Raw genomic sequence first — 19,330 nt, forward strand, 5'->3', positions numbered from 1 at the left:
GCCAACCCGATCACACGTCCACCCACCGCACGCCCGCCGGGACGAGTTCGCCTGCCCCGGCGGTGATCTCGGCGACCGCGTCGGCCAGGTGCGCGGGATCCCGGGTGGCGAGGGTGAGGGTGGCGACCGCGCCGTAGGTGGTGTCGACGACGGCAATGCCGCGGCTGCGCAGGTCGGCCTCCACCCGGCCCGCGGTGTCGTGGCCGACCTCCAGGGACAGCAGGTCGAGGCGTTCGCGGCCGACGAGTCGTGCCGCGTCGACCGCCGCCACCACCGCACCCGAGTACGCGCGCACGAGCCCACCGGCGCCGAGTTTGACGCCGCCGAAGTACCGCGTCACGACCGCCGCGACGTCGACCAGGGCGCGGGTCCGCAGCACCTGCAGCATCGGCACCCCGGCCGTTCCGCCGGGTTCCCCGTCGTCCCCCGACCGTTCGGCGCGGTCCGCGGGCTCGTTACCGGTGATGTAGGCCCAACAGTGATGTCGCGCATCGGGATACAGGCGTCGCTGTTCGTCGAGGAACTCCTGCGCCCCGGCCGGCCCGTCGACGCGCCGCAGCACCGCGATGAACCGGGAGTGCTTGACCTCGGGTTTCGGCGAGGACGTCGGAGCCCGCGGGCAGCGTGAAAGGCATGACCCATCTTCCCGCCGGGGGTTCCATCGGGTCCGCCGGGGTTTGGTTCAGGTCCGGTCGAGGACCGGCGAGGGAATCCTGCGAGGTTCGGAGTGCGACCTCCGGAGATAGGTTGCACACAACCGAGACGTGCACTACCTTTCATGGCGTGACGAACGACCTGGCACTCGACAAGCAGCTGTGCTTCGCGCTGTACGCGGCGTCCCGGGCCACGACGGCGGTGTACCGCCCACTGCTCGACGAGCTGGGCATCACCTACCCGCAGTACCTCGTGCTGCTGGTGCTGTGGGAACGCGACGGCCGCGGGGTCCGGGAGATCGGCTCCGAACTCGACCTCGACACCGGCACCCTGTCCCCGCTGCTCAAGCGGCTCGAGGCGCTGGGCCTGGTCGAACGTCGCCGGCTGCCGGAAGACGAACGCCGGGTGCAGATCCACCTGACCGACACCGGCCGCGGGCTGCGCGATCGGGCGCGGGACATCCCCCGGCGGCTGGCCGGCTGCGCCGGAATTGCACCCGGCGAGGCGGCCGAGCTGCGCTCGACGCTCACCCGCCTGACGCACGCCCTGCGCGACGCCGCGCACCACCCCCCGAGCCCCGAATGATCGACCCCGACAAGGAGACACCCATGGAAGCCATCTACACCGCCGAGGCCCTCGTCACCGGCGACGGCCGCAACGGACACGGACGCAGCTCCGACGGCCGGCTCGACCTGACCCTGGCCATCCCGGTCGAGATGGGCGGCACCGGCGAGGGCACCAACCCCGAGCAGCTGTTCGCGGTCGGGTATGCGGCCTGCTACCACTCCGCGCTGCGGATGATCGCGCGCCAGGCCGGCGCCGACGTGACCGACTCCGCGGTCGGCGCGCGGGTCGGCATCGGATCGGTCGAGGGCGGCGGCTTCGCACTCGCCGTGACTCTCGAGGTCTCGCTTCCGCACCTGCCGCACGAACTGGCACAGGAGCTCGCCGACAAGGCGCACCAGGTGTGCCCCTACTCGAACGCCACCCGCGGCAACATCGATGTGACCGTCCTCGTCACCGACGACTGAATCCGTCAGCGGCCGGCGAAGATCCGCTGCCACACCGTCGGGTCGGTACGCGGCCCGCTCGGTGTGTCCGCGCCGTACCGTTCGATCTCGGCGGCGATGTCCAACGGCCGGGTCGGCGGCATCCCGGGGACCAGTTCCTCCTCGACCCGGTCGTCGGGCACGAGCCAGCACACCTCGAACTCGATGCCGTCGGGATCGCGGGCGTACAGCGCCTTCGTGGAGCCGTGGTTGCTCGCCCCGGTCAGCGCCCCGGCGTCCGCGAGCCGCTCCCACATCGCCGCGAGATCGGCGAGAGTGCCGACCTCCCACGCGAGGTGGTACAGGCCGACGTCGCCGGGCCGGCGGACCCCAGGTCCGGTCGGGCTCTGGAACAGCCCGAGGTCGTGGTCGTTGGCCGAATCGGCCGCCTGGAGGAATGCCGCGCCGGGGAATCCACCGGGCAGCGGACGGAAGCCGAGGACGTCGCAGTAGAACGCGAGGCTGCGGTCGAGGTCGGAGACGAACAGGACGGCGTGGTTGAGCCGACGAATCACGATGTACCTACTTCCCGAACCGGTAGGTGACACCGGTCAGTCGTTCCGATTCTCCCCACAGCGATGCCGCGGCGGCGCGGTCGTGGGACTTTCCGCTCGACCCCACAACCCTCGGGTACCCCCGCTGCTCGAACGGCCCGTCCGGGCCGATGAACGTACCGGAGGACACGGAATCGACCGTGGCCGCGTACAACTCGGGGAGCGCCCCCATCTCGGCGCTCTGCGCGAACAGGTTCCCGATCCCCATGAACCGGTCCCACAGCGACTGCGTGTGCCCCTGGAGCCCGGTCGCCGCGTATCCCGGATGCGCGGCAAGTGATTTCACCGTCGACCCCGCCGCGGTCAGACGGCGGTCGAGTTCGTACGCGAACATCAGATTGGCGAGCTTCGACTGACCGTACGCGGGCCACCGGCTGTACCGGCGCCGCTCCCAGTTCAGGTCGTCGAGGTTGATGCTGCCGAACCGGTGCATCAGGCTCGACATCGTCACAACCCGGTCGGTGATCCGGTCGAGGAGCAGGCCGGTCAGCGCGAAGTGCCCCAGATGGTTCGTCCCGAACTGCATCTCGAATCCCTCGGCGGTGGTGGATTTCGGCACGGCCATCACCCCGGCGTTGTTGATCAGCACGTCGACCGAGTCGACGCCCGCGGCGAATTCGCGCACCGAGGCGAGGTCGGCGAGGTCGAGCCGACGCACCTGCGCGTTGGCGCCGATCGCCGCGGCCACGGGGGCGGCCTTGTCCACGTTGCGGCAGGCCAGGATCACGGTGGCGCCGGCGGCGCCGAGCGCCTTCGCCGTTTCGGCGCCGAGCCCGCTGTTTGCGCCGGTCACGACGACGGTGCGGCCGGTCTGATCGGTGATGTCCCGAGCGGTCCATGTGCTCATGCCGTCAGCCTACGTGGCCGATCGGACCGATGAACACGGGAAAGTTCCGGTAACCGGGAGCGGCAGCGGCTATCGTCGCCACGCATGACCGACGCCCAGGACAGCCGCCCCGCCGCACGACCCGGCCCTTCCCGCCCACTCGGGCTCGCCGTGATCGGCACCGGATTCGGCTGTATCACCCACGTACCCGCATTTCGCGACGCCGGTTTCGAGGTCCGCGCGCTGATCGGCCGGGACCGTGCGCGCACCGTGGAGCGAGCGGAGCGGTTCGGCATCCCCCACGCCGCCACCTCGCTCGCCGAGGCGCTCGCCGCGACGGACGTCGACGCAGTCACGATCGCGACTCCCCCGCACACGCACGCCGATCTGGCGATCGAGGCCGTCTCCCGGGGACTGCACGTGGTCTGCGAGAAGCCGTTCGCGGCCGACCTGTCGCAGGCCCGGAAGATGCTCGAGGCGGCCGAACGGGCGGGGGTCGTGCACCAGGTGGGCACCGAATTCCGGTACGGCACGCCGCAGGCCCTGCTGGCCCGAGAGATCGCGGCCGGGGCCATCGGCACGCCCAAGCTGGCGACACTGCTGCTGCACCTGCCGATGTTCGCCGCCGACGGCGCCGAGGCCCCGGACTGGTGGACCGACGGAACGGCCGGTGGCGGCTGGCTGGGCGCGCAGGGCACCCACATGATCGACCAGATCCGCTGCACACTCGGTGAATTCGAGACAGTCAGCGCCGGATTGCCGGTGGTCGCCGACCGCGGCCAGACCGCCGAGGACTCCTTCACGGTGCACTTCCGCACCGTGACCGGCGTGGACGGGGTGTTGCAGAGCACCGTCGGCGCGTGGGGTCCGCTGATGATGACCACGCGCATCGCAGGCACCACCGGCACACTGTGGCTCGAGGGCGACCGGGTCCGCCGCGCCGACGCCGCCGGCGAGCACGACGTCCCGGTCCCGGACGACCTGGCCAACCCCGCTCCGGTGCCGCCGCCGTTCGACTTCTTCGCCACCACCTACGACTGGCTGCACGCGACCGGGATCGACCGGGCACCGTACGCGCGGCTCGCGGACGTCTTCCGCCGCCGCATCCTCGGCGAGGAGATCGGGCCGCACGAACCGCGGCCGGCGACGTTCGCCGACGGCGTCGCCGGGCAGGCGGTGCTGGACGCGATCCGGCTGTCGGCTGCCGAGGGCCGGTCGGTGCGGCCGGCGGACCTCGCCTGACCGCCGACCACTCCGGACAGCGAAAGGGGCGCGGATCGACATGATCCGCGCCCCCTTCGGTGTTTCGTGATCCGGTCAGCCGACCTGGCTGGTGGCGCCCGACCCGGTGCTGACCGACGACGTCAGCAGCCTGAGCAGGGCCAGGATCGCGCCCGTGGGGGCGCCGCCATTGGAATCGTCGTTGGTGGTGTCGTCGGTGATGAAGCCCAGCGGCATGTCCATACTCCATTTCGTGCTGCCGATGCCACCGCGGCACCGGCATTGCCGCGGGGACGCTACCGCAGAACGGGCACCCGTCATGCGGGAATACGAGAACTGATGCGCACCAACAGTTCAGCGTTCAACACCACCGACGACGGGGAACGTCACGAAGCTCGGCTGCGCCGGATCCAGCTGCAGGTGCTGCGGCCGCAGACCGCTGTCCACGCGCATCGGCCCGAGCGGCAGGTACCGCGGCGCGCTGAGCGCGTAGACGTCGACCCGCAGCCGGTGCCCGGGGGCCAGGACCGCGTCGGTCGGGAGCATGTTCACGTCCAGCACGGTCGGCTGTCCCGGCACGGTCGGCTGCCGCGTCGCCAGTGTCAGGCTGTGGTGGGCGTCGGTGTAGTCGCCGTTGGGGGCCTTCTCGGACTTCGCGTCGTCGACGGCGCGCAGCGAGGACGTCAGCGCACCGTTGGTCAGCACCGTGGACCGGCCGTCGGGCGCGACGTCGTTGACGGTCACCGCCCAGAACCCGTCGAGGTCGTCGTGCACCGTGTTGAGGTGGACGTTGATCGGCCCGGAGAGCGCGGTCGGCTCGGTGACCGGAGCGCCGGTGAACGTCAGGCCGTCGCCTTCCTGGATCCGGGAGTCCCGGGTGCACACCGTGCCGAGCGCGACCAGGGCACCCGCGGTGCCCTGCGCGGCGTCGCGGGAGCAGAACCCGCGCACACCCGGTGCCACCGTCAGGCGCGCCACGTCGCCGGGCGCCTGCGCGACGAGGCTGCCGTCGTGGGCACTGTGCCCGGCGGTCCCGCTCGGCGCGGCGGACAGGTACAGGCGCCGATACTCGGCCCCGGCCCGCGGGAACTGGTCGGTGGTGGTCCACCCGCCACCCTGCTGCCACAGCGTCACCGGACCGTAGCGGTCGATTCCGTTGTCGATTCCCTTGAGCCACTTGTCGAACCAGGCCCGCTCGAGCACGTCGATCCGTGGCGGCGCACCCGGCTTGCCGAATCCCTGGCCCGGGTTCAGGTGGTAGGTGTCGCCCATGATCAGCTGCTTGCGGCCCGGCGGCAGGGGGATGCCGTTGTAGATCCGCGGCTCGCTGTTGGCGAAGATGTCGTGCCAGCCGCCGAACACCATCGTCGGCACCGTGATGTTGTCGAGGTCGGCCCGCCGCTGCTGGTAGAAGGCTCCGTCCTGGGCGACGTCGAGCGTCGACGGCGAGATCCGGTCGATCCGCGTCGCCGACATCGCCTGCACCAGCTCGGGAATCATGGTGTCCGGGTGCGCAAGCCGGTCCGCGAGCCACTTCTGGTCGATCGCGCCACGCAGGACGTCCTGCGCGTTCGGGACGAGCTTGAGCCCGTCGACCAGCGCCAGCCACATCGGCATGAAGCCGACCCCGAGGCCGCCTCCGGTACCGACGATGTCGCGCAGCAGGTCGTTGCCGGGCTCGACCGGGAAAATGGCCCGGAGCGCGGGCGGCCGGTGGCCGGCCGCCTGAACCGCGTTGATCGCAGAGTAGGAGACGCCGCCCATGCCGACCGCGCCGTCCGACCAGGACTGCCTGCTCGCCCAGTCGATGATCTCGACGCTGTCCTGCTGTTCACGGGGACCGAGCACCTGCCACGTGCCCTGGGAGAACCCGGTCCCGCGGGCGTCGACGACGACCTGGGTGTAGCCGCTCTGCACGAGGGAACGGTTGGCGCCGAAGGCCTTCATGCCACCGCTCGTGACCATTCCGGTCAGCTCCGTGACACCGTCGAGCGGGGTCCCGGTCAGGTTGAGTTCGTTGAGGAACGACACCAGCGTGTCACCGACACCGGGAATCGACAGTCCGGCATCCGTGACGGCGCTGATCAGCTTGGTGTACGGAGTGACGTTCACGACGGCCGGCATCGTCGCGTCGACCGCGCGGCCCTGCGCGTCGGCGGGCCGGTAGACGTTCGCGCGCAGCACGGTGCCGTCGCTCATCGTGATCGGGACGTCCCAGTCGATCGCGACACCCGGGTACCGCGGTGCCGCGTCCGCGGTGGCCTGCCACTGCTGCGCGGCCGCTCCGCCGGACGGGTCGGCCGTCGCGAGCGCGGGTGTCGCGCCCGCGCCCGTCACCACCGCCAACACGGCCGCCACCGACCCCACCAACGTCGAACCCACCCGCACCCGATTTCCCCCTCGAGTCGTGCGGCACCGGCGGTCGCCCACGTGACCGGCACCACAGAAAACCTACCGGAGGGTAGCTGTAACACCGTTTCACGGTCAACGGTGACGTTCGCCTTCCGCGGTCCGGCGGCCTACGGTTCTTCGCGTGCCCACCGCTCCGCTCCCCGTGCGTGACGGCCTCAACCCGACGCGGTTGCGGCTGCCGGGCGGCGGCGCCTGGCCGACGGTGCTCGCCTACCTGCTCGACCGCTTCCCCGCGGACGCGGACCGGCTGCGGGAGAAGGTCGCGGCCGGGGAGGTCGTGACCGGCACCGGCGACCGGGTCACGCCCGACACCACGTACCGGGCCCACTCGTTCGTCTACCTGTACCGCGATCCACCGGTGGAGCCGCGGGTGCCGTTCGAGATCGAAATCCTGCACCGCGACGACGACCTGCTCGTCGTCGACAAGCCGCACTTCCTGTCCAGCACGCCGCGCGGACGGCACGTCGTGGAATCCGCGCTGGTCCGGTTGCGCCGGGACCTCGGGCTGCCCGATCTGACGCCGGCACACCGACTGGACCGCGTCACCGCGGGCGTCCTGGTGTTCACGCTCCGCCCGGAGGTCCGCCGCGCCTACCAGGAGTTGTTCGCGGATCGGCGGGTCCGCAAGGAGTACGAGGCGATCGCCCCGTTCGCCCCCGCCCTCGACCTGCCGCGGACGGTGCGCAGCCGGATCGTCAAGCCGGCCGGCGAGCTCCGGTGCGTCGAGGTTCCCGGCGAGCCGAACGCGGAGACCCGGATCGAGCTGATCGAGAACCGGGGCACACTCGCGCGCTACCGGCTGCTGCCCCACACCGGCAAGATGCACCAGTTGCGGGTGCACCTGAACGCGCTCGGCATCCCGATCGTCGGGGACAACTTCTACCCGACGCTGTACGACGTTGCCCCCGACGACTATTCGAATCCTCTGCAGCTCCTGGCCCGGGCCGTCAGCTTCACCGACCCCCTGTCCGGACGGCCGCGAACCTTCACCAGCCTGCGACGACTGTCGTTGCCGACCTGAGCCGGCAACCCCTCTACTACATCCAGTAGTGGACTACGTCACATAATCTTGCATCTCAGATGCAAGAATAAATACCGTTCCCCCATGAGCCTCTCCGCCGCATCCACCGAAGTCATCCGCGCCACGCTCCCCGCCGTCGGCGCAGCCATCGAGGACATCACCCCGCTCTTCTACAAGAAGATGTTCGCCGCCCACCCCGAGCTCGAACGGGACCTGTTCAACCGCGGGAACCAGAAGCAGGGCCAGCAGCAGAAGGCCCTCGCCGGTTCCATCGCCGCGTTCGCGGCGCTGCAGGTCAGCGCCGACGCGCCCAACACGGACCTGATCATGTCCCGGATCGCGAACAAGCACGCCTCCCTCGGCATCACCGCCGACCAGTACAAGATCGTGCACAAGTACCTCTTCGAGGCGATCGTGGACGTGCTCAGCGACGCGGTCACCCCCGAGGTCGCGGCCGCGTGGGACGAGCTGTTCTGGCTGATGGCCGACACCCTGATCGCGATGGAGCACCGGCTCTACGCCGAGGCCGGCGTCGAGGACGGCAAGGTCTGGCGCGAGGTCACGGTCAGCAGGCGGGTGCTGCAGTCCGCCGACACCGCCTCGTTCGTCCTGAGCGCGTCCGACGGACACCCGCTGCCGGATTACCTTCCGGGACAGTACATCTCGGTCGGCGTGACACTCCCGGACGGAGCCCGCCAGATCCGGCAGTACAGCCTGGTCGGGTCGCCGACCGCAGACGACTGGCAGATCAGCGTCAAGGCGGTTCCCGCGACCGCGGACTCGCCGGCAGGCGAAGTCTCGAACTTCCTGTACGACAACGTCTTCGAAGGCGACGTCCTGCAGGTCTCGCTGCCCTTCGGCGACCTGGTGCTCGAGGAGGGCGACGCCCCGCTGCTGCTGGTCTCGGCGGGCATCGGCTGCACGCCGATGATCGGCATTCTCAACCACCTCGCCGCGACGGCCGACGCACGCCGGGTGTCGGTGCTGCACGCGGATCGCTCCCCCAGCCGCCACGCGCACCGCGCCGAGCTCACCGAGCTGGTTCAGAAGATCCCGTTCGCGACGATGCACCGTTGGTACGAGGACCTCGGCACCCGCGAGGAACAGGACACCACCCGACTCGGCCGGGCCGACCTGTCCGCCATCGACATCGAGGACGGCACCCAGGTCTACCTGTGCGGCCCGATGCCGTTCATGCTTTCGGTCCGCGAGACGCTCCTCGCTCGTCAGATGCCCGCCGACGCCATCCACTACGAGGTGTTCGGGCCGGACTCCTGGACCGCCTCGGTCTGACCCTCCACGCGGCGAGACCCCGCCGGTGAACACCCGCGGCCCCCAGCTCTGTTCGAGCCGGGGGCCGCCTCGCTTTCCGCCGGTGACACGACCAATTCGTGGCCCGTCAAAGTGTTGACTGATTCCAGAAAAGTGCCATATTGGCTATGTGTCCTCGATGCCGGACCACGCAGCGCCGCTGCGTGACGCAGGTCCACGGACGACCCCTCCACGGGTCGCGGCGATGGAGGCGGCCCCGGTACACCCGCCCACGCGGACACGCTTGTCGAAGATTCGTTCTCGTCGAGACCGCACACCTGAGCACACGTCGATTCACCCTCTCCCGGAAGGAATGCCGTGTCCGAAGAAACCAAGCCGATCGCTGAGGAACCCCGCGCCGATCGCAGCGAAAGCGAGAATCCGGCGATCCCCTCTCCCACCCCCCAGGCGCACCGACCGCAGACGAACCGGGACTGGTGGCCGAACCAACTCGACCTGCGCGTCCTCGACCGACAGACGCCCGCCGCCAATCCCCTCGGTGCGGACTTCGACTACACGGAGGCATTCGCCGGCCTCGACGTCGACGCACTCAAACGTGACGTCTTCGAGGTGATGACGACCTCTCAGGACTGGTGGCCCGCCGACTACGGACACTACGGACCGCTCTTCATCCGAATGAGCTGGCACGCCGCGGGCACCTACCGCATCGCGGACGGCCGCGGGGGCGGCGGCCAGGGCGCCCAACGCTTCGCCCCACTCAACAGCTGGCCCGACAACGCGAGCCTGGACAAGGCTCGCCGGCTGCTGTGGCCGGTCAAACAGAAGTACGGCCAGAAGATCTCGTGGGCCGACCTCCTGGTCTTCGCCGGCAACTGCGCGCTGGAGTCGATGGGCTTCGAGACCTTCGGCTTCGGCTTCGGCCGGGAGGACATCTGGGAACCCGAGGAAGTCTACTGGGGGCCGGAGGACACGTGGCTCGGCGACGAGCGCTACCACGGCGACCGGCAGCTGTCCGGACCCCTCGGGGCGGTCCAGATGGGTTTGATCTACGTCAATCCCGAAGGACCGAACGGTACCCCCGATCCGCTCGCCGCGGCCAAGGACGTCCGCGAGACCTTCGGACGGATGGCGATGAACGATGTCGAGACCGCCGCGCTCATCGTCGGCGGCCACAGCTTCGGAAAGACCCACGGCGCCGGTGACGCCGCGCTCGTCGGGCCCGAACCCGAGGCCGCCCCCATCGAGCAGCAGGGACTCGGCTGGAAGAGCGCGTACGGCACCGGCTCGGGCGAGGACGCGATCACCAGCGGGCTCGAGGTGGTGTGGACGCCGACCCCGACCAAGTGGGACAACACCTTCCTGGAGACGCTCTACGGCTACGAGTGGGAGCTGACCAAGAGCCCTGCCGGAGCCTGGCAGTACGTGGCGAAGGACGGCGCCGGTGCGGGCACGATCCCGGACCCGTTCGGTGGTCCGAGGCGGGCTCCCACGATGCTGGTCACCGACATCACGCTGCGCGTGGACCCGATCTACGGCGAGATCACCCGACGCTGGCTGGACCACCCCGAAGAGCTGGCCGTCGAGTTCGCCAAGGCGTGGTACAAGCTGCTGCACCGCGACATGGGACCGGTCACCCGCTACCTCGGCCCCTGGGTTCCCGAGCCGCAGCTGTGGCAGGACCCGGTTCCCGCCGTCGACCACCCGCTGATCGACGACCAGGACATCGCGGACCTGAAGGACAACGTGCTGCGGTCGGGTCTGTCGGTGGCGCAACTGGTGGGCACCGCATGGGCCGCGGCGGCCAGCTTCCGAGGCACCGACAAGCGCGGTGGCGCCAACGGCGCGCGGATCCGCCTCGCACCGCAGAAGGACTGGGAGGTCAACAATCCGGCCGGGCTCGCCGACGTGCTGCCCGTACTCGAGCGGATTCAGCAGGACTTCAACGGCTCGGCATCCGGTGGCAAGAAGGTGTCGCTGGCCGACCTGATCGTGCTGGCCGGATCCGCGGCCGTCGAGAAGGCGGCCAAGGACGCCGGAGTCGACGTCACGGTTCCCTTCGCGCCGGGCCGGACCGACGCCTCGCAGGACGAGACCGACGTGGAGTCGTTCGCGGTGCTGGAACCGAGGGCGGACGGGTTCCGCAACTACGCCCGGACCGGCGAGAAGGTCTCGCTGGAGCAGCTGCTGCTGGATCGGGCCTACATGCTGAACCTGACCGCTCCCGAGGCGACGGTGCTCGTCGGCGGTCTGCGCGGCATCGGCGTCAACCACGGCGGCACCAAGCACGGCGTGTTCACGGACCGGCCCGGGACGCTGAGCAACGACTTCTTCGTGAATCTCCTCGACATGGGGACGAAGTGGTCGGCCGCCGAGACCGGGGAGAACGTGTACGAGGGCCGCGATCGTGCGACGGGCGACGTCCGCTGGACCGCCACCACCGTCGACCTGATCTTCGGCTCGAACTCGCAGCTGCGGGCGGTCGCCGAGGTGTACGCCGCCGACGACGCACGGCAGAAGTTCGTGACGGACTTCGTCGCGGCCTGGACGAAGGTGATGAACCTCGACCGGTTTGACCTCGACTGATCGTCACGCGACCCACATCACCCCGCGAGGCGGCACACCTCGCGGGGCGATGTGAGGTGTGCCACGACCGGCCCGTTCGCCGTCCACGGACCCGGGAACACGAAAAAGCTCCGAAACGAGTCGCCTCGAATTCGGAGTTTGATTTCATGTGTGGTGGCCAGGGCCGGGATCGAACCGGCGACCTTCCGCTTTTCAGGCGGACGCTCGTACCAACTGAGCTACCTGGCCGGGCGGCACCCGAACCGAATGCCATCGCTTGTGAAGCGACCCTGACGGGACTCGAACCCGCGACCTCCGCCGTGACAGGGCGGCGCGCTAACCAACTGCGCCACAGGGCCTTGCTGTACTGCTCTTCTGTTGAGTTCCACTGGCTGTGGCCCTCGGTCTTGCTCGGTTTGAAACCTAGCAGGCGAACCCGCTACTTCCAAAATCCGTACCCCCTACGGGATTCGAACCCGCGCTACCGCCTTGAAAGGGCGGCGTCCTAGGCCGCTAGACGAAGGGGGCCCACCGAATCTCTCCGGCAAGTACCCTCAACGGCTGGTCCGTTGGGAGCTCGCATAGCTTAGGACAGATCTTTCGCAGAACTCAAATCGGCTGGTCACCGGACGTTTTTGACCCGTCCTCGGCGGTCTCGGCGACCATCGGGGTGAGGTCCAGCCAGCCCTCGGTGCGCCACTTCTCCAGCCACTGCTCGGACGCCATCGCCTGCAACAGGACCTCGAACGCCTCGTCGAACCGCTCGCGCAGCCCGGTGCTGTCGGCGGTCATGTCGAGCATGTAGCGCTGGCCGGCCAGGCAGGCGCCCAGCACGCGACTGAACACCGCCGGATCGGCGCCCGGCCGCAGGTGCCCCTCACGCTGGGCCCGCAACACCAGCTCGTGCGCGGTGTGCCCCCATACCTGACTGCCGCCGGCCCGGACCTCGGAGTAGAACTCCGGCTCGATGATCAGGCGGAACTCGGCCTGCACGATCACCTCGGACGCGAATCGCTCGGCCAGTTCGGAGATGATCGCGTGCAGCACCTGGAAGGGGTCGGCGTCGACACGTTTCCAGCGGTCCGTCGACTCGGTGTACCGCTCGAGCGCGGCGGTGAGCACGGCCCGGGCGAGGTCCTCTTTCGACTCGAAGTGGAAGTACATCGCACCCTTCGTGGCGTGCGAGCCTTCGAGGATGGTGTTCACCGAAGCGGCCGCGTAGCCGCGGCGCGCGAACTCGACCGCCGCAGCCTCGACGATCGCCGCGCGAGTCCGTCGCGCGCGTTCCTGTTGCCGTGCCATGTGAGCTTGTCTCGCCTCCGAAACCTGCAAGTCGTGTGTGCCCGCCCCGACAGGTCACCAGAAGACCTCGCACAACACTAACCCCGATCGACGGGATTTCGCCGCAGCACGATGCGGCGGCAGGATTCGGGTATCGTTGTTACCGGCGAGTAGGGAAGAGTCCACCGGAACACACCGGATGGTACGCTTTAACGGAGCTCGGGTGCGCCGCAGGGGGTGCGCACCCGAGTTCTCACAGCCAGTCGCGGCGCTTGAAGTTCCACCACAGGCCCACTCCCAGGCCCACCAGCAGGGCGGCACTGAACCAGAAGCCCGCGGCCTCGCCGTACCCGGGAAACGGGATGTTCTGCCCGAAGTAGCCCGTCACGCCGGTCGGAATCGCGATGATCGCGGCCCAGGCGGTCAGCTTCTTCATGATCTCGTTGAGCGAATTCCCTTGCATCGCAAGATGTGTCGCGAGGATCGACTCGATGGTGTCGCGCAGACCGTCGATCCGCTCGGTTGCGCGCAGGGTGTGGTCGTAGACGTCCTGGTAGTACGGGACCAGGCTGCCGTCGAGCACGTGCGCCCCCTGCCGCAGGAGGGCACTGAACACCTCGTTCATCGGCAGCACCGTGCGTCCGAGGTGAGCCACCGCCTTGCGGAGCACGAAGCTGCGCAGCTGAACCGCGTTCTTCGGCCCGGTACCCAGCAGCAGTGCGTCCTCGAGCGACTGGATCTGGTCGTCGAGGGCGTCGATCGCCACGAAGTACCCGTCGACGAGGTTGTCGAGCACGGCATGGAGAAGGAATCCCACCCCGTAGGCGAGCAGGTCCGGATTGTCGTCCCAGTCGCCGAGGACCGGGTCGAGAGAGAACTCGTCGTCGCGGCGGACCGTGATCAACGCCCGGGCCATCACGAAGATCGAGAGGTCGGTTCCGGACAGGCGGTCCGTCTCGGCGTCGAAGCGCACCGCCCGCGTGTGCAGCAGGCTGTGGTCGCGGAACCGGACGAGCCGGGGCCGCTGCCTGCCCGAGAGCACCCCCTCCAGGGCCAGCGGGTGCACCTCGACCTCACCCCCGATCAGCGGGGACAGCGCCACGAGGTCCGCGACCGACGGTGCGAGCAGATCCACCCAGATCAGGGCGCTCTCGTCCGTACGGTGCGCCGCGAGTTCCGCGAGGGGAAGGTCGGTGCCGGCCAGCACCCCGTCGACATAGAGGCGGTTGCGAACCGCACACGTCACCTGCACACCCGTCCCACCCGGCTGCTCCATCCGGCCCTCCCGACGTCGACGCTCCCCATCCTGGCCCGTGTCGGGCGCACTCGCCGTGAACCCACCGGGACCCGCGCGCCGCAAACTGTTCAGTTTTGCTGCCCAATATCACGGGAGTGGCGTATCAATCCAGCTGATATTCCGCATATCAATTCAGCTAGACTGAATAAATACCGCACCCCGAGACGAACGGAGGCGACGATGCCCGGAGCCGGGAACGCCGCGGACGACTTCCGCGACAACATCGGCGCGTTCCTCCGCAGGTTCCGCGAACAGCGCGCCGAACACATGCTGACGCCGTCCCAGCTGCAGGCCCTGGGCCACCTCGAACGCCACGGCCCGATGACGGCCTCGACGCTCGCCGCGCGCGAGCAGGTGACCCCGCAGTCCGTCTCCCGCACGGTCGCCCTCCTCGAGGACGCCGGCTCGATCGCCCGCACGGCCGACCCCGCGGACGCCCGCGCCAGCCTGATCAGCCTCACCGACCACGGTCGCGAGGTGCTGCTCGCGGACCGCGAGCGCCGCACCCGATGGCTCGCCGAGGCCCTCGAGACCGAGTGCACCGAGGCCGAACGGGAACTGCTGTACATCGCCGGGCGCATCCTGCGACGGCTCGGCACCGGGGAGGCTCCCCGATGACCGCGGTCGCAACCGCGCGGGAGGTCGCGGTCCCGCGGCGACTGAGCGTCGGGCTCGGGTCCGGCACGATCCTCCAGCCGCTGAACTCGTCGATGATCGCGGTCGCGATCGTCGGGATCGGCGCGCACTTCGGCTCCACCACGGGCACCGCCTGGGTGATCTCCGGGCTGTACATCGCGACCGCGGTCGCCGCACCCACCGCGGGCCGGCTCGGGTCGCTGTTCGGAGCCCGCCGCGTCTACCTCGCCGGCCTGGCCCTGATCGCGGTCGGGGCCGTCGCGGGAGCGCTCGCCCCCGGACTCGGATGGCTGATCGCCGCGCGGGTCCTGCTCGGACTCGGGACCGCGACCCAGTACCCCACCGCGATGACGATCGTCCGCGAGTACGCCGACCGCCACGACGCCGCACCCCGCACCGCCATCGCCACGCTGACCGCGTGCGCGCAGGTCGTGGTCGCACTCGGCCCGACCGTCGGCGGCCTGCTGGTCGGGGCGTTCGGGTGGCAGTCGATCATGTGGGTCAATCTGCCCGTCGTCGCGATCTCCGCGATCTGGGTGCTCGCCGTCGCGCCACCCGACTCGCCCCGCGGCGACGGCACGCGCGGGGGCGGCCTGTGGCGCTCGCTCGACCCCGTCGGGACGGCCCTGTTCGTCGTCGGGACGTCGACCCTGATGCTGTTCCTGCTGTCCCTGACCAGCACCCCGCGGTGGTGGACGGCAGCGGTGGCGGTGGCGGCGTCGGTGGCGTTCGTGATCTGGGAGACCCGGTGCGAGACGCCGTTCATCGACGTCCGCGCGCTGGCCGCCAACCGGGTGCTGACGGCCACCCTCGTGCGGACCCTGGTCACCTACACGGCCTTCTACTGCATCTTCTTCGGACTGCCGCAGTGGCTGCAGGGCGGCCGCGGGCTCACCCCCGCGGCGGCCGGACTGGTGATGCTCCCGGTCGCCGGCGTCGGCGTGGGCTCGACGATGATCGCGTCCCGCCTGTACGGCCGACACGGCGCGCGCCCGACCCTTCTCGTCGGCACCGCCGGGCTGCTGACCGGAGGACTGCTGCTGGCGCTGGCGTACGACTCCGCCACGCCCGTGTGGGCCCTGCTGCTCGTCGCCGCGATCCTCGGCATCCCCAACGGCTTCAACAACATGGCCAACCAGAACCTGGTCAACTCCTCGACCGTGGCGGCCGAGGTCGGGACCGCGATCGGGATGTACCGGACGATCCAGTACGTCGGCGCCAATCTCGCCGCGGTCGCGATCGAGGTGACGATGCAGGGCGGCCCCGGCGACGCGGGACTGCACCGCACCGGCGCGGTCATCGCCGTGATCGGCGCGACACTGCTCGCGGGGGTGCTGTTCTCGCGGTCGCTGCGGGCACACTAGACTTCGGCAACACTGCCCCTTTAGCTCAGTTGGTAGAGCTACGGACTTTTAATCCGCAGGTCCTCGGTTCGAGCCCGAGAGGGGGCACCAACCCTCACCAGGCCTCCGCCCGGTGAGGGTTTCGTGTGTGCTGGGGGTGTGCCGGCGACGCCGCAACATCGATGGGACGGCGCCGGTTTCGCCCCGGCCGCGGCGCACTTCGCCACCGCGGGAGTGCACTCGGCGCCCGTGACCAGCAATTCTGGCGAGACCCACGCAACGCCTCCACAATGGCCGCCGTGTCTGTCGCTCGCTCAGTCGATCCCGCCTTCGAGTGGGACGCGATTCCCACCGCCCGCCTCGTCCGTCCCGCGTTCCGGTGGGATGCCGTGACCGCCTGGATCCTGGAATGGGAGGTCTCGGACGACGCCGACGACGTCCTGCTCGAGCGGTGGAACGCCGACCTGGCCGAGGCCGCGACCCTGATCGACTCGAACGTCATCTGGTGCCCGCAGACCGACACCGTCACGGCACCCGCCGGCTACGACGACGACCATGTCGCCGCACTCCTGCGGCGGTGCATCGCCGGATACGCCGGCATCGACATCTGAGTTCCCGGCGACGGCGTGGCCGGACGGATGTCACCGGCGCCCGAAATGTGACAACCGTCACGATCCGTCGGCGACGCGACAGCAGACCGTTCGGTTGACTTTCCTCGCAATTCCTTGCACCGCACCGTAATCGAGCGACCGTGCCCAACCTGGCTACCGATCGGCGAATCCGTCCCGGGACTCGACTTGGTAACGCTTCGCGGAATTCCGGCGACTGGATTTTCCGAACGCGAAACCGTCTGATACCACTGGTGGGGCGGTAATCGTTGCGTAATGGCCACATCGATTAGGAGTCAACGTGATTCGTAATCGGGACCGGCCCTGTGCCGTTGTGCGCGCGTGAATTCAACGAGGCCCCCGAAAGGCGGTGAGTGGTGATGGAACACTTCGACGTCACGACCCAATCGTTTCCCCGCTCCGCGGCACTGACCCGCGCGTGTCCCGGCGAGCGCATCGCCGACTCCGCGGCCATCCGGTCGACCGACGTCGACCTCGGCCACTCGACCTTCCGGACCCTCGAGAACGCGTCGACCTCGCCGCTGAGCGAGAAGCAGGCGGCCGACCTGGGTCGGCTGGTCCGCCGGATCGTCAACAGCCCGATGGGCCTTCCCGGCGGTTTCGACACCGTCGAGGACCTGTGCCGCACCCACCTCGCCGCGCAGCTGGCCGCCCCGAGCGCCGAGCAGGCGCGGGCCGGTGTGCAGCGGACCCTCGAACGCCTCCGCAAGGGCTGACGGATCCCGATTCCCGCGATCCGGCGAACCGGACGACCGGGTGAAACCGGGTCGACACCGCGCGCAGTGCGGGATCAGAATGGTGTTCGACAGGTCCGACGCTGGGAGGTCCTCATGACTGTGAATGTCGCCGACGCGACCATGGCAGGCCCGAGCACGCGGGACTCCGAGCACCAGCGTGAGGTGCGTCGGGACATCCTCGTGGTGACGACCGGGGTCGCCCTCGTGCTGCTGAGCATGTGGGTGCCCGTCCACGGTGACGATCAGATCACCGGCGCAATACTGATCCTGGGGATCGTCGCCTACTCGGCAGGCCTGTGGGCGATGACCACCGAGTCCAGGACGAGCCACTGGGGACTGGTGATCATCGGCGCAGCGTTGCTGCTCGCCCCGCTGGCGATGGCGTTCCCGACCGGGACGACCGCCGCCGCCGCCATCGTCGTGGTCGCGGGTGTGATCATCGCGGGCGTCGGCCTCCTCGGCCTGGCCACCCGCCGCGCCGTACCGGCGGCCGCGCGACCCCGGCGACAGACCCCGTCGGAGGACCCGTGGACTCCCCACGGGTGGTGACCCCGGTCAGCGCAGGGCACCGGCGGCGGTGGACGCCCGGCCCAGCCGGGCCATCCACGTAGCGAGGCCGAACCCGGCCGCGAGCAGGATCGCGACGTACCCGACCGCGGCGGGCCACCGTCCGGCGCCGTACGCGATGCCCGCGCCCGCACCGGCCACACTCGACCCGAGGTAGTACGCGAACAGGTACAGCGCCGACGCCTCGGCGCGATGGCGCGTCGCCAGCAGGCCCACCCAGCCGCTGGCCACCGAGTGGGCGGCGAAGAAGCCCCCGGTGAACACCAGCATCCCGGCCAGCACCCACGGCAGCGACGCCGCCAGCGTGCACGCCAGGCCGACCATGGCGCACCCGATCGACGCGAGCAGCACCCGGCTCCGGCCGATCCGGTCGGCGAGCCGACCCGCCACCGACGACGTCACGGTGCCCGCGAGATAGATCAGGAACACCAGACCGACGACCGACTCGGGCAGATCGAACGGGTCGCAGAGCAGCCGGAAGCCGAGGAAGTTGTAGGCGGACACGAATCCGCCCATCAGGAGGAATCCGAGCCCGAACAGGATCCGCAGGCGCGGATCCCGCAGGTGCTCGAGCAGATTCGCCGTCAGCACCCGCGGCCCCACCGGCTGCGGACGGAACCTCCGCGACGCCGGCACCGCGCGCGCCGTGATCACCGCGAACGCCAGGGCCGTCACCGCGGCTGCCTCCATCGCCCAACGCCAGCTCGCGAGGTCGAGCACGGTTGCCGGGATCAGCCGCCCGACGAGACCACCGATCGTGGTTCCGGCGACGTACCTGCCCATCGCCGCGCCGAGGTCGTGGCCGTGCACCTCCTCCGCGAGATACGCCATCGCCACGGCGGGAACCCCCGCCAGCGTGGCACCCTGCACGGCACGGCCGGCGATCAGCACCTCGATCGACGGGCTCAGCGGCAGAAGCAGTCCGATCGCACAGGACGCGACCGCGGACACGACCATCACCCGGGTGCGACCGAACCGCTCGGACAGCGCACTCGCCGGCACGATCACCAACGCCAGCACGCCCGTGGTCGCGGAGACCGCCAGCGCGGCGGTCGCGGGTCCGACCCCGAACCCGTCGGCGAGCGCCGGGAGCAGGGCCTGGGCGGAGTACATCGAGATGAACGTCGCCAGACCCGCCGCGAACAGGGCCAGGGTGATCCGGGTGTAGCCGCGGGTTCCGCGCCGGTAGGGCTCGGTCCGCGCATCCGCGCGGAGCGTGTCGAGTGTCATGGGGCCTCCGCGCACCAGCCTGAACCCGACCCGCTTATC

18 protein-coding genes, 4 tRNA genes and 1 pseudogene are annotated in these 19,330 nt (G+C 69.9%); 12 read left to right on the forward strand and 11 right to left on the reverse strand.

Annotation, left to right across the window (positions count from 1 at the left end; all coding sequences use genetic code 11):
* Positions 1–10: 10 nt before the first annotated feature.
* Positions 11–635 (reverse strand): annotated as a pseudogene (locus ABD951_RS25695) (IMPACT family protein).
* A 148-nt stretch (positions 636–783) separates the two neighbouring features.
* Between ABD951_RS25695 and ABD951_RS25700 the strand changes: the two are divergent.
* Together ABD951_RS25700 and ABD951_RS25705 are read left to right on the forward strand one after the other, a co-directional pair.
* A complete protein-coding gene (locus ABD951_RS25700; RefSeq protein ID WP_345352329.1) occupies positions 784–1,239 on the forward strand; it encodes a MarR family winged helix-turn-helix transcriptional regulator in 456 nt (151 codons plus the stop codon).
* A gap of 23 nt (positions 1,240–1,262) precedes the next feature.
* Positions 1,263–1,685 carry an organic hydroperoxide resistance protein gene (locus ABD951_RS25705; RefSeq protein WP_345352331.1) on the forward strand — a complete coding sequence of 141 codons (423 nt, stop codon included), beginning with the start codon at positions 1,263–1,265 and terminating at the stop codon, positions 1,683–1,685.
* Between the two features lie 5 nt (positions 1,686–1,690).
* Here the strand turns inward: ABD951_RS25705 and ABD951_RS25710 are convergent, their stop codons facing one another.
* Positions 1,691–2,221 carry a VOC family protein gene (locus ABD951_RS25710; protein WP_345353241.1) on the reverse strand — a complete coding sequence of 177 codons (531 nt, stop codon included), beginning with the start codon at positions 2,219–2,221 and terminating at the stop codon, positions 1,691–1,693.
* A 4-nt stretch (positions 2,222–2,225) separates the two neighbouring features.
* On the reverse strand, positions 2,226–3,104 hold the full coding sequence (locus ABD951_RS25715; protein WP_345352333.1) for an oxidoreductase: 879 nt from the start codon (positions 3,102–3,104) through the stop codon (positions 2,226–2,228).
* Positions 3,105–3,188: 84 nt separating this feature from the next.
* Here ABD951_RS25715 and ABD951_RS25720 point away from each other — a divergent pair, with 84 nt between their 5' ends.
* Positions 3,189–4,325: a Gfo/Idh/MocA family protein gene (locus ABD951_RS25720; protein ID WP_345352335.1), complete on the forward strand. Its 1,137-nt coding sequence runs from the start codon at positions 3,189–3,191 to the stop codon at positions 4,323–4,325.
* A gap of 75 nt (positions 4,326–4,400) precedes the next feature.
* Here ABD951_RS25720 and ABD951_RS25725 read toward each other — a convergent pair whose 3' ends face one another.
* Positions 4,401–4,541, reverse strand: a complete 141-nt coding sequence (locus ABD951_RS25725; protein ID WP_345352338.1) for a hypothetical protein — start codon at positions 4,539–4,541, stop codon at positions 4,401–4,403.
* 117 nt (positions 4,542–4,658) lie between these two features.
* Positions 4,659–6,686, reverse strand: coding sequence for a CocE/NonD family hydrolase (locus ABD951_RS25730; protein ID WP_425569963.1), 2,028 nt, complete (start codon positions 6,684–6,686; stop codon positions 4,659–4,661).
* A 151-nt stretch (positions 6,687–6,837) separates the two neighbouring features.
* Here ABD951_RS25730 and ABD951_RS25735 point away from each other — a divergent pair, with 151 nt between their 5' ends.
* The 3 genes from ABD951_RS25735 (at position 6,838) to katG (ending at position 11,592) form a co-directional block, all read left to right on the forward strand.
* Complete coding sequence (locus tag ABD951_RS25735) at positions 6,838–7,737, forward strand: RluA family pseudouridine synthase (protein WP_345352341.1); 900 nt, start codon at positions 6,838–6,840, stop codon at positions 7,735–7,737.
* Positions 7,738–7,821: 84 nt separating this feature from the next.
* Entirely contained in the window at positions 7,822–9,030 is a 1,209-nt protein-coding gene (locus ABD951_RS25740) for a globin domain-containing protein (protein WP_345352344.1), read from the forward strand.
* 336 nt (positions 9,031–9,366) lie between these two features.
* Positions 9,367–11,592 (forward strand): catalase/peroxidase HPI, encoded by a 2,226-nt coding sequence (gene katG, locus ABD951_RS25745; RefSeq protein WP_345352347.1) that lies wholly within the window; start codon positions 9,367–9,369, stop codon positions 11,590–11,592.
* 151 nt (positions 11,593–11,743) lie between these two features.
* Here katG and ABD951_RS25750 read toward each other — a convergent pair.
* The 5 genes from ABD951_RS25750 to ABD951_RS25770 form a co-directional block, all read right to left on the reverse strand.
* Positions 11,744–11,820 (reverse strand) — tRNA-Phe (locus tag ABD951_RS25750).
* Positions 11,821–11,856: 36 nt separating this feature from the next.
* Positions 11,857–11,930: transfer RNA gene (locus ABD951_RS25755), tRNA-Asp, on the reverse strand.
* 96 nt (positions 11,931–12,026) lie between these two features.
* Positions 12,027–12,099: transfer RNA gene (locus ABD951_RS25760), tRNA-Glu, on the reverse strand.
* A gap of 81 nt (positions 12,100–12,180) precedes the next feature.
* A complete protein-coding gene (locus ABD951_RS25765; protein ID WP_345352350.1) occupies positions 12,181–12,873 on the reverse strand; it encodes a ScbR family autoregulator-binding transcription factor in 693 nt (230 codons plus the stop codon).
* 232 nt (positions 12,874–13,105) lie between these two features.
* Positions 13,106–14,128, reverse strand: a complete 1,023-nt coding sequence (locus tag ABD951_RS25770) for a magnesium transporter CorA family protein (protein ID WP_345352353.1) — start codon at positions 14,126–14,128, stop codon at positions 13,106–13,108.
* Between the two features lie 201 nt (positions 14,129–14,329).
* Here ABD951_RS25770 and ABD951_RS25775 point away from each other — a divergent pair, with 201 nt between their 5' ends.
* The 6 genes from ABD951_RS25775 (at position 14,330) to ABD951_RS25800 (ending at position 18,043) form a co-directional block, all read left to right on the forward strand.
* Positions 14,330–14,767, forward strand: a complete 438-nt coding sequence (locus ABD951_RS25775) for a MarR family winged helix-turn-helix transcriptional regulator (protein ID WP_345352356.1) — start codon at positions 14,330–14,332, stop codon at positions 14,765–14,767.
* Positions 14,764–16,149, forward strand: a complete 1,386-nt coding sequence (locus ABD951_RS25780) for an MFS transporter (protein WP_345352359.1) — start codon at positions 14,764–14,766, stop codon at positions 16,147–16,149. The genes ABD951_RS25775 and ABD951_RS25780 overlap by 4 nt, the downstream gene beginning before the upstream one ends.
* Positions 16,150–16,163: 14 nt before the next feature.
* Positions 16,164–16,239 (forward strand) — tRNA-Lys (locus tag ABD951_RS25785).
* 188 nt (positions 16,240–16,427) lie between these two features.
* Positions 16,428–16,739 (forward strand): hypothetical protein, encoded by a 312-nt coding sequence (locus ABD951_RS25790; protein WP_345352362.1) that lies wholly within the window; start codon positions 16,428–16,430, stop codon positions 16,737–16,739.
* A gap of 377 nt (positions 16,740–17,116) precedes the next feature.
* Positions 17,117–17,473 (forward strand): hypothetical protein, encoded by a 357-nt coding sequence (locus tag ABD951_RS25795; RefSeq protein ID WP_345352365.1) that lies wholly within the window; start codon positions 17,117–17,119, stop codon positions 17,471–17,473.
* Between the two features lie 114 nt (positions 17,474–17,587).
* Positions 17,588–18,043 carry a hypothetical protein gene (locus ABD951_RS25800; RefSeq protein ID WP_345352368.1) on the forward strand — a complete coding sequence of 152 codons (456 nt, stop codon included), beginning with the start codon at positions 17,588–17,590 and terminating at the stop codon, positions 18,041–18,043.
* 6 nt (positions 18,044–18,049) lie between these two features.
* Here ABD951_RS25800 and ABD951_RS25805 read toward each other — a convergent pair whose 3' ends face one another.
* Entirely contained in the window at positions 18,050–19,291 is a 1,242-nt protein-coding gene (locus ABD951_RS25805) for an MFS transporter (RefSeq protein WP_345352371.1), read from the reverse strand.
* Positions 19,292–19,330: the final 39 nt, after the last annotated feature.

This window comes from Rhodococcus olei, assembly GCF_039540555.1.
GTDB lineage: Bacteria > Actinomycetota > Actinomycetes > Mycobacteriales > Mycobacteriaceae > Rhodococcus_G > Rhodococcus_G olei.

What these genes read in the sequence shown, in the direction of transcription:
- ABD951_RS25720 (WP_345352335.1), top strand. Translation starts at nt 3,189, where the DNA reads ATGACCGACGCCCAGGACAGCCGCCCCGCCGCACGACCCGGCCCTTCC.
- ABD951_RS25770 (WP_345352353.1), bottom strand. Translation starts at nt 14,128, where the DNA reads ATGGAGCAGCCGGGTGGGACGGGTGTGCAGGTGACGTGTGCGGTTCGC.
- ABD951_RS25775 (WP_345352356.1), top strand. Translation starts at nt 14,330, where the DNA reads ATGCCCGGAGCCGGGAACGCCGCGGACGACTTCCGCGACAACATCGGC.
- ABD951_RS25725 (WP_345352338.1), bottom strand. Translation starts at nt 4,541, where the DNA reads ATGCCGCTGGGCTTCATCACCGACGACACCACCAACGACGATTCCAAT.
- ABD951_RS25805 (WP_345352371.1), bottom strand. Translation starts at nt 19,291, where the DNA reads ATGACACTCGACACGCTCCGCGCGGATGCGCGGACCGAGCCCTACCGG.
- ABD951_RS25715 (WP_345352333.1), bottom strand. Translation starts at nt 3,104, where the DNA reads ATGAGCACATGGACCGCTCGGGACATCACCGATCAGACCGGCCGCACC.
- ABD951_RS25800 (WP_345352368.1), top strand. Translation starts at nt 17,588, where the DNA reads ATGACTGTGAATGTCGCCGACGCGACCATGGCAGGCCCGAGCACGCGG.
- ABD951_RS25765 (WP_345352350.1), bottom strand. Translation starts at nt 12,873, where the DNA reads ATGGCACGGCAACAGGAACGCGCGCGACGGACTCGCGCGGCGATCGTC.
- ABD951_RS25705 (WP_345352331.1), top strand. Translation starts at nt 1,263, where the DNA reads ATGGAAGCCATCTACACCGCCGAGGCCCTCGTCACCGGCGACGGCCGC.
- ABD951_RS25795 (WP_345352365.1), top strand. Translation starts at nt 17,117, where the DNA reads ATGGAACACTTCGACGTCACGACCCAATCGTTTCCCCGCTCCGCGGCA.
- ABD951_RS25780 (WP_345352359.1), top strand. Translation starts at nt 14,764, where the DNA reads ATGACCGCGGTCGCAACCGCGCGGGAGGTCGCGGTCCCGCGGCGACTG.
- ABD951_RS25740 (WP_345352344.1), top strand. Translation starts at nt 7,822, where the DNA reads ATGAGCCTCTCCGCCGCATCCACCGAAGTCATCCGCGCCACGCTCCCC.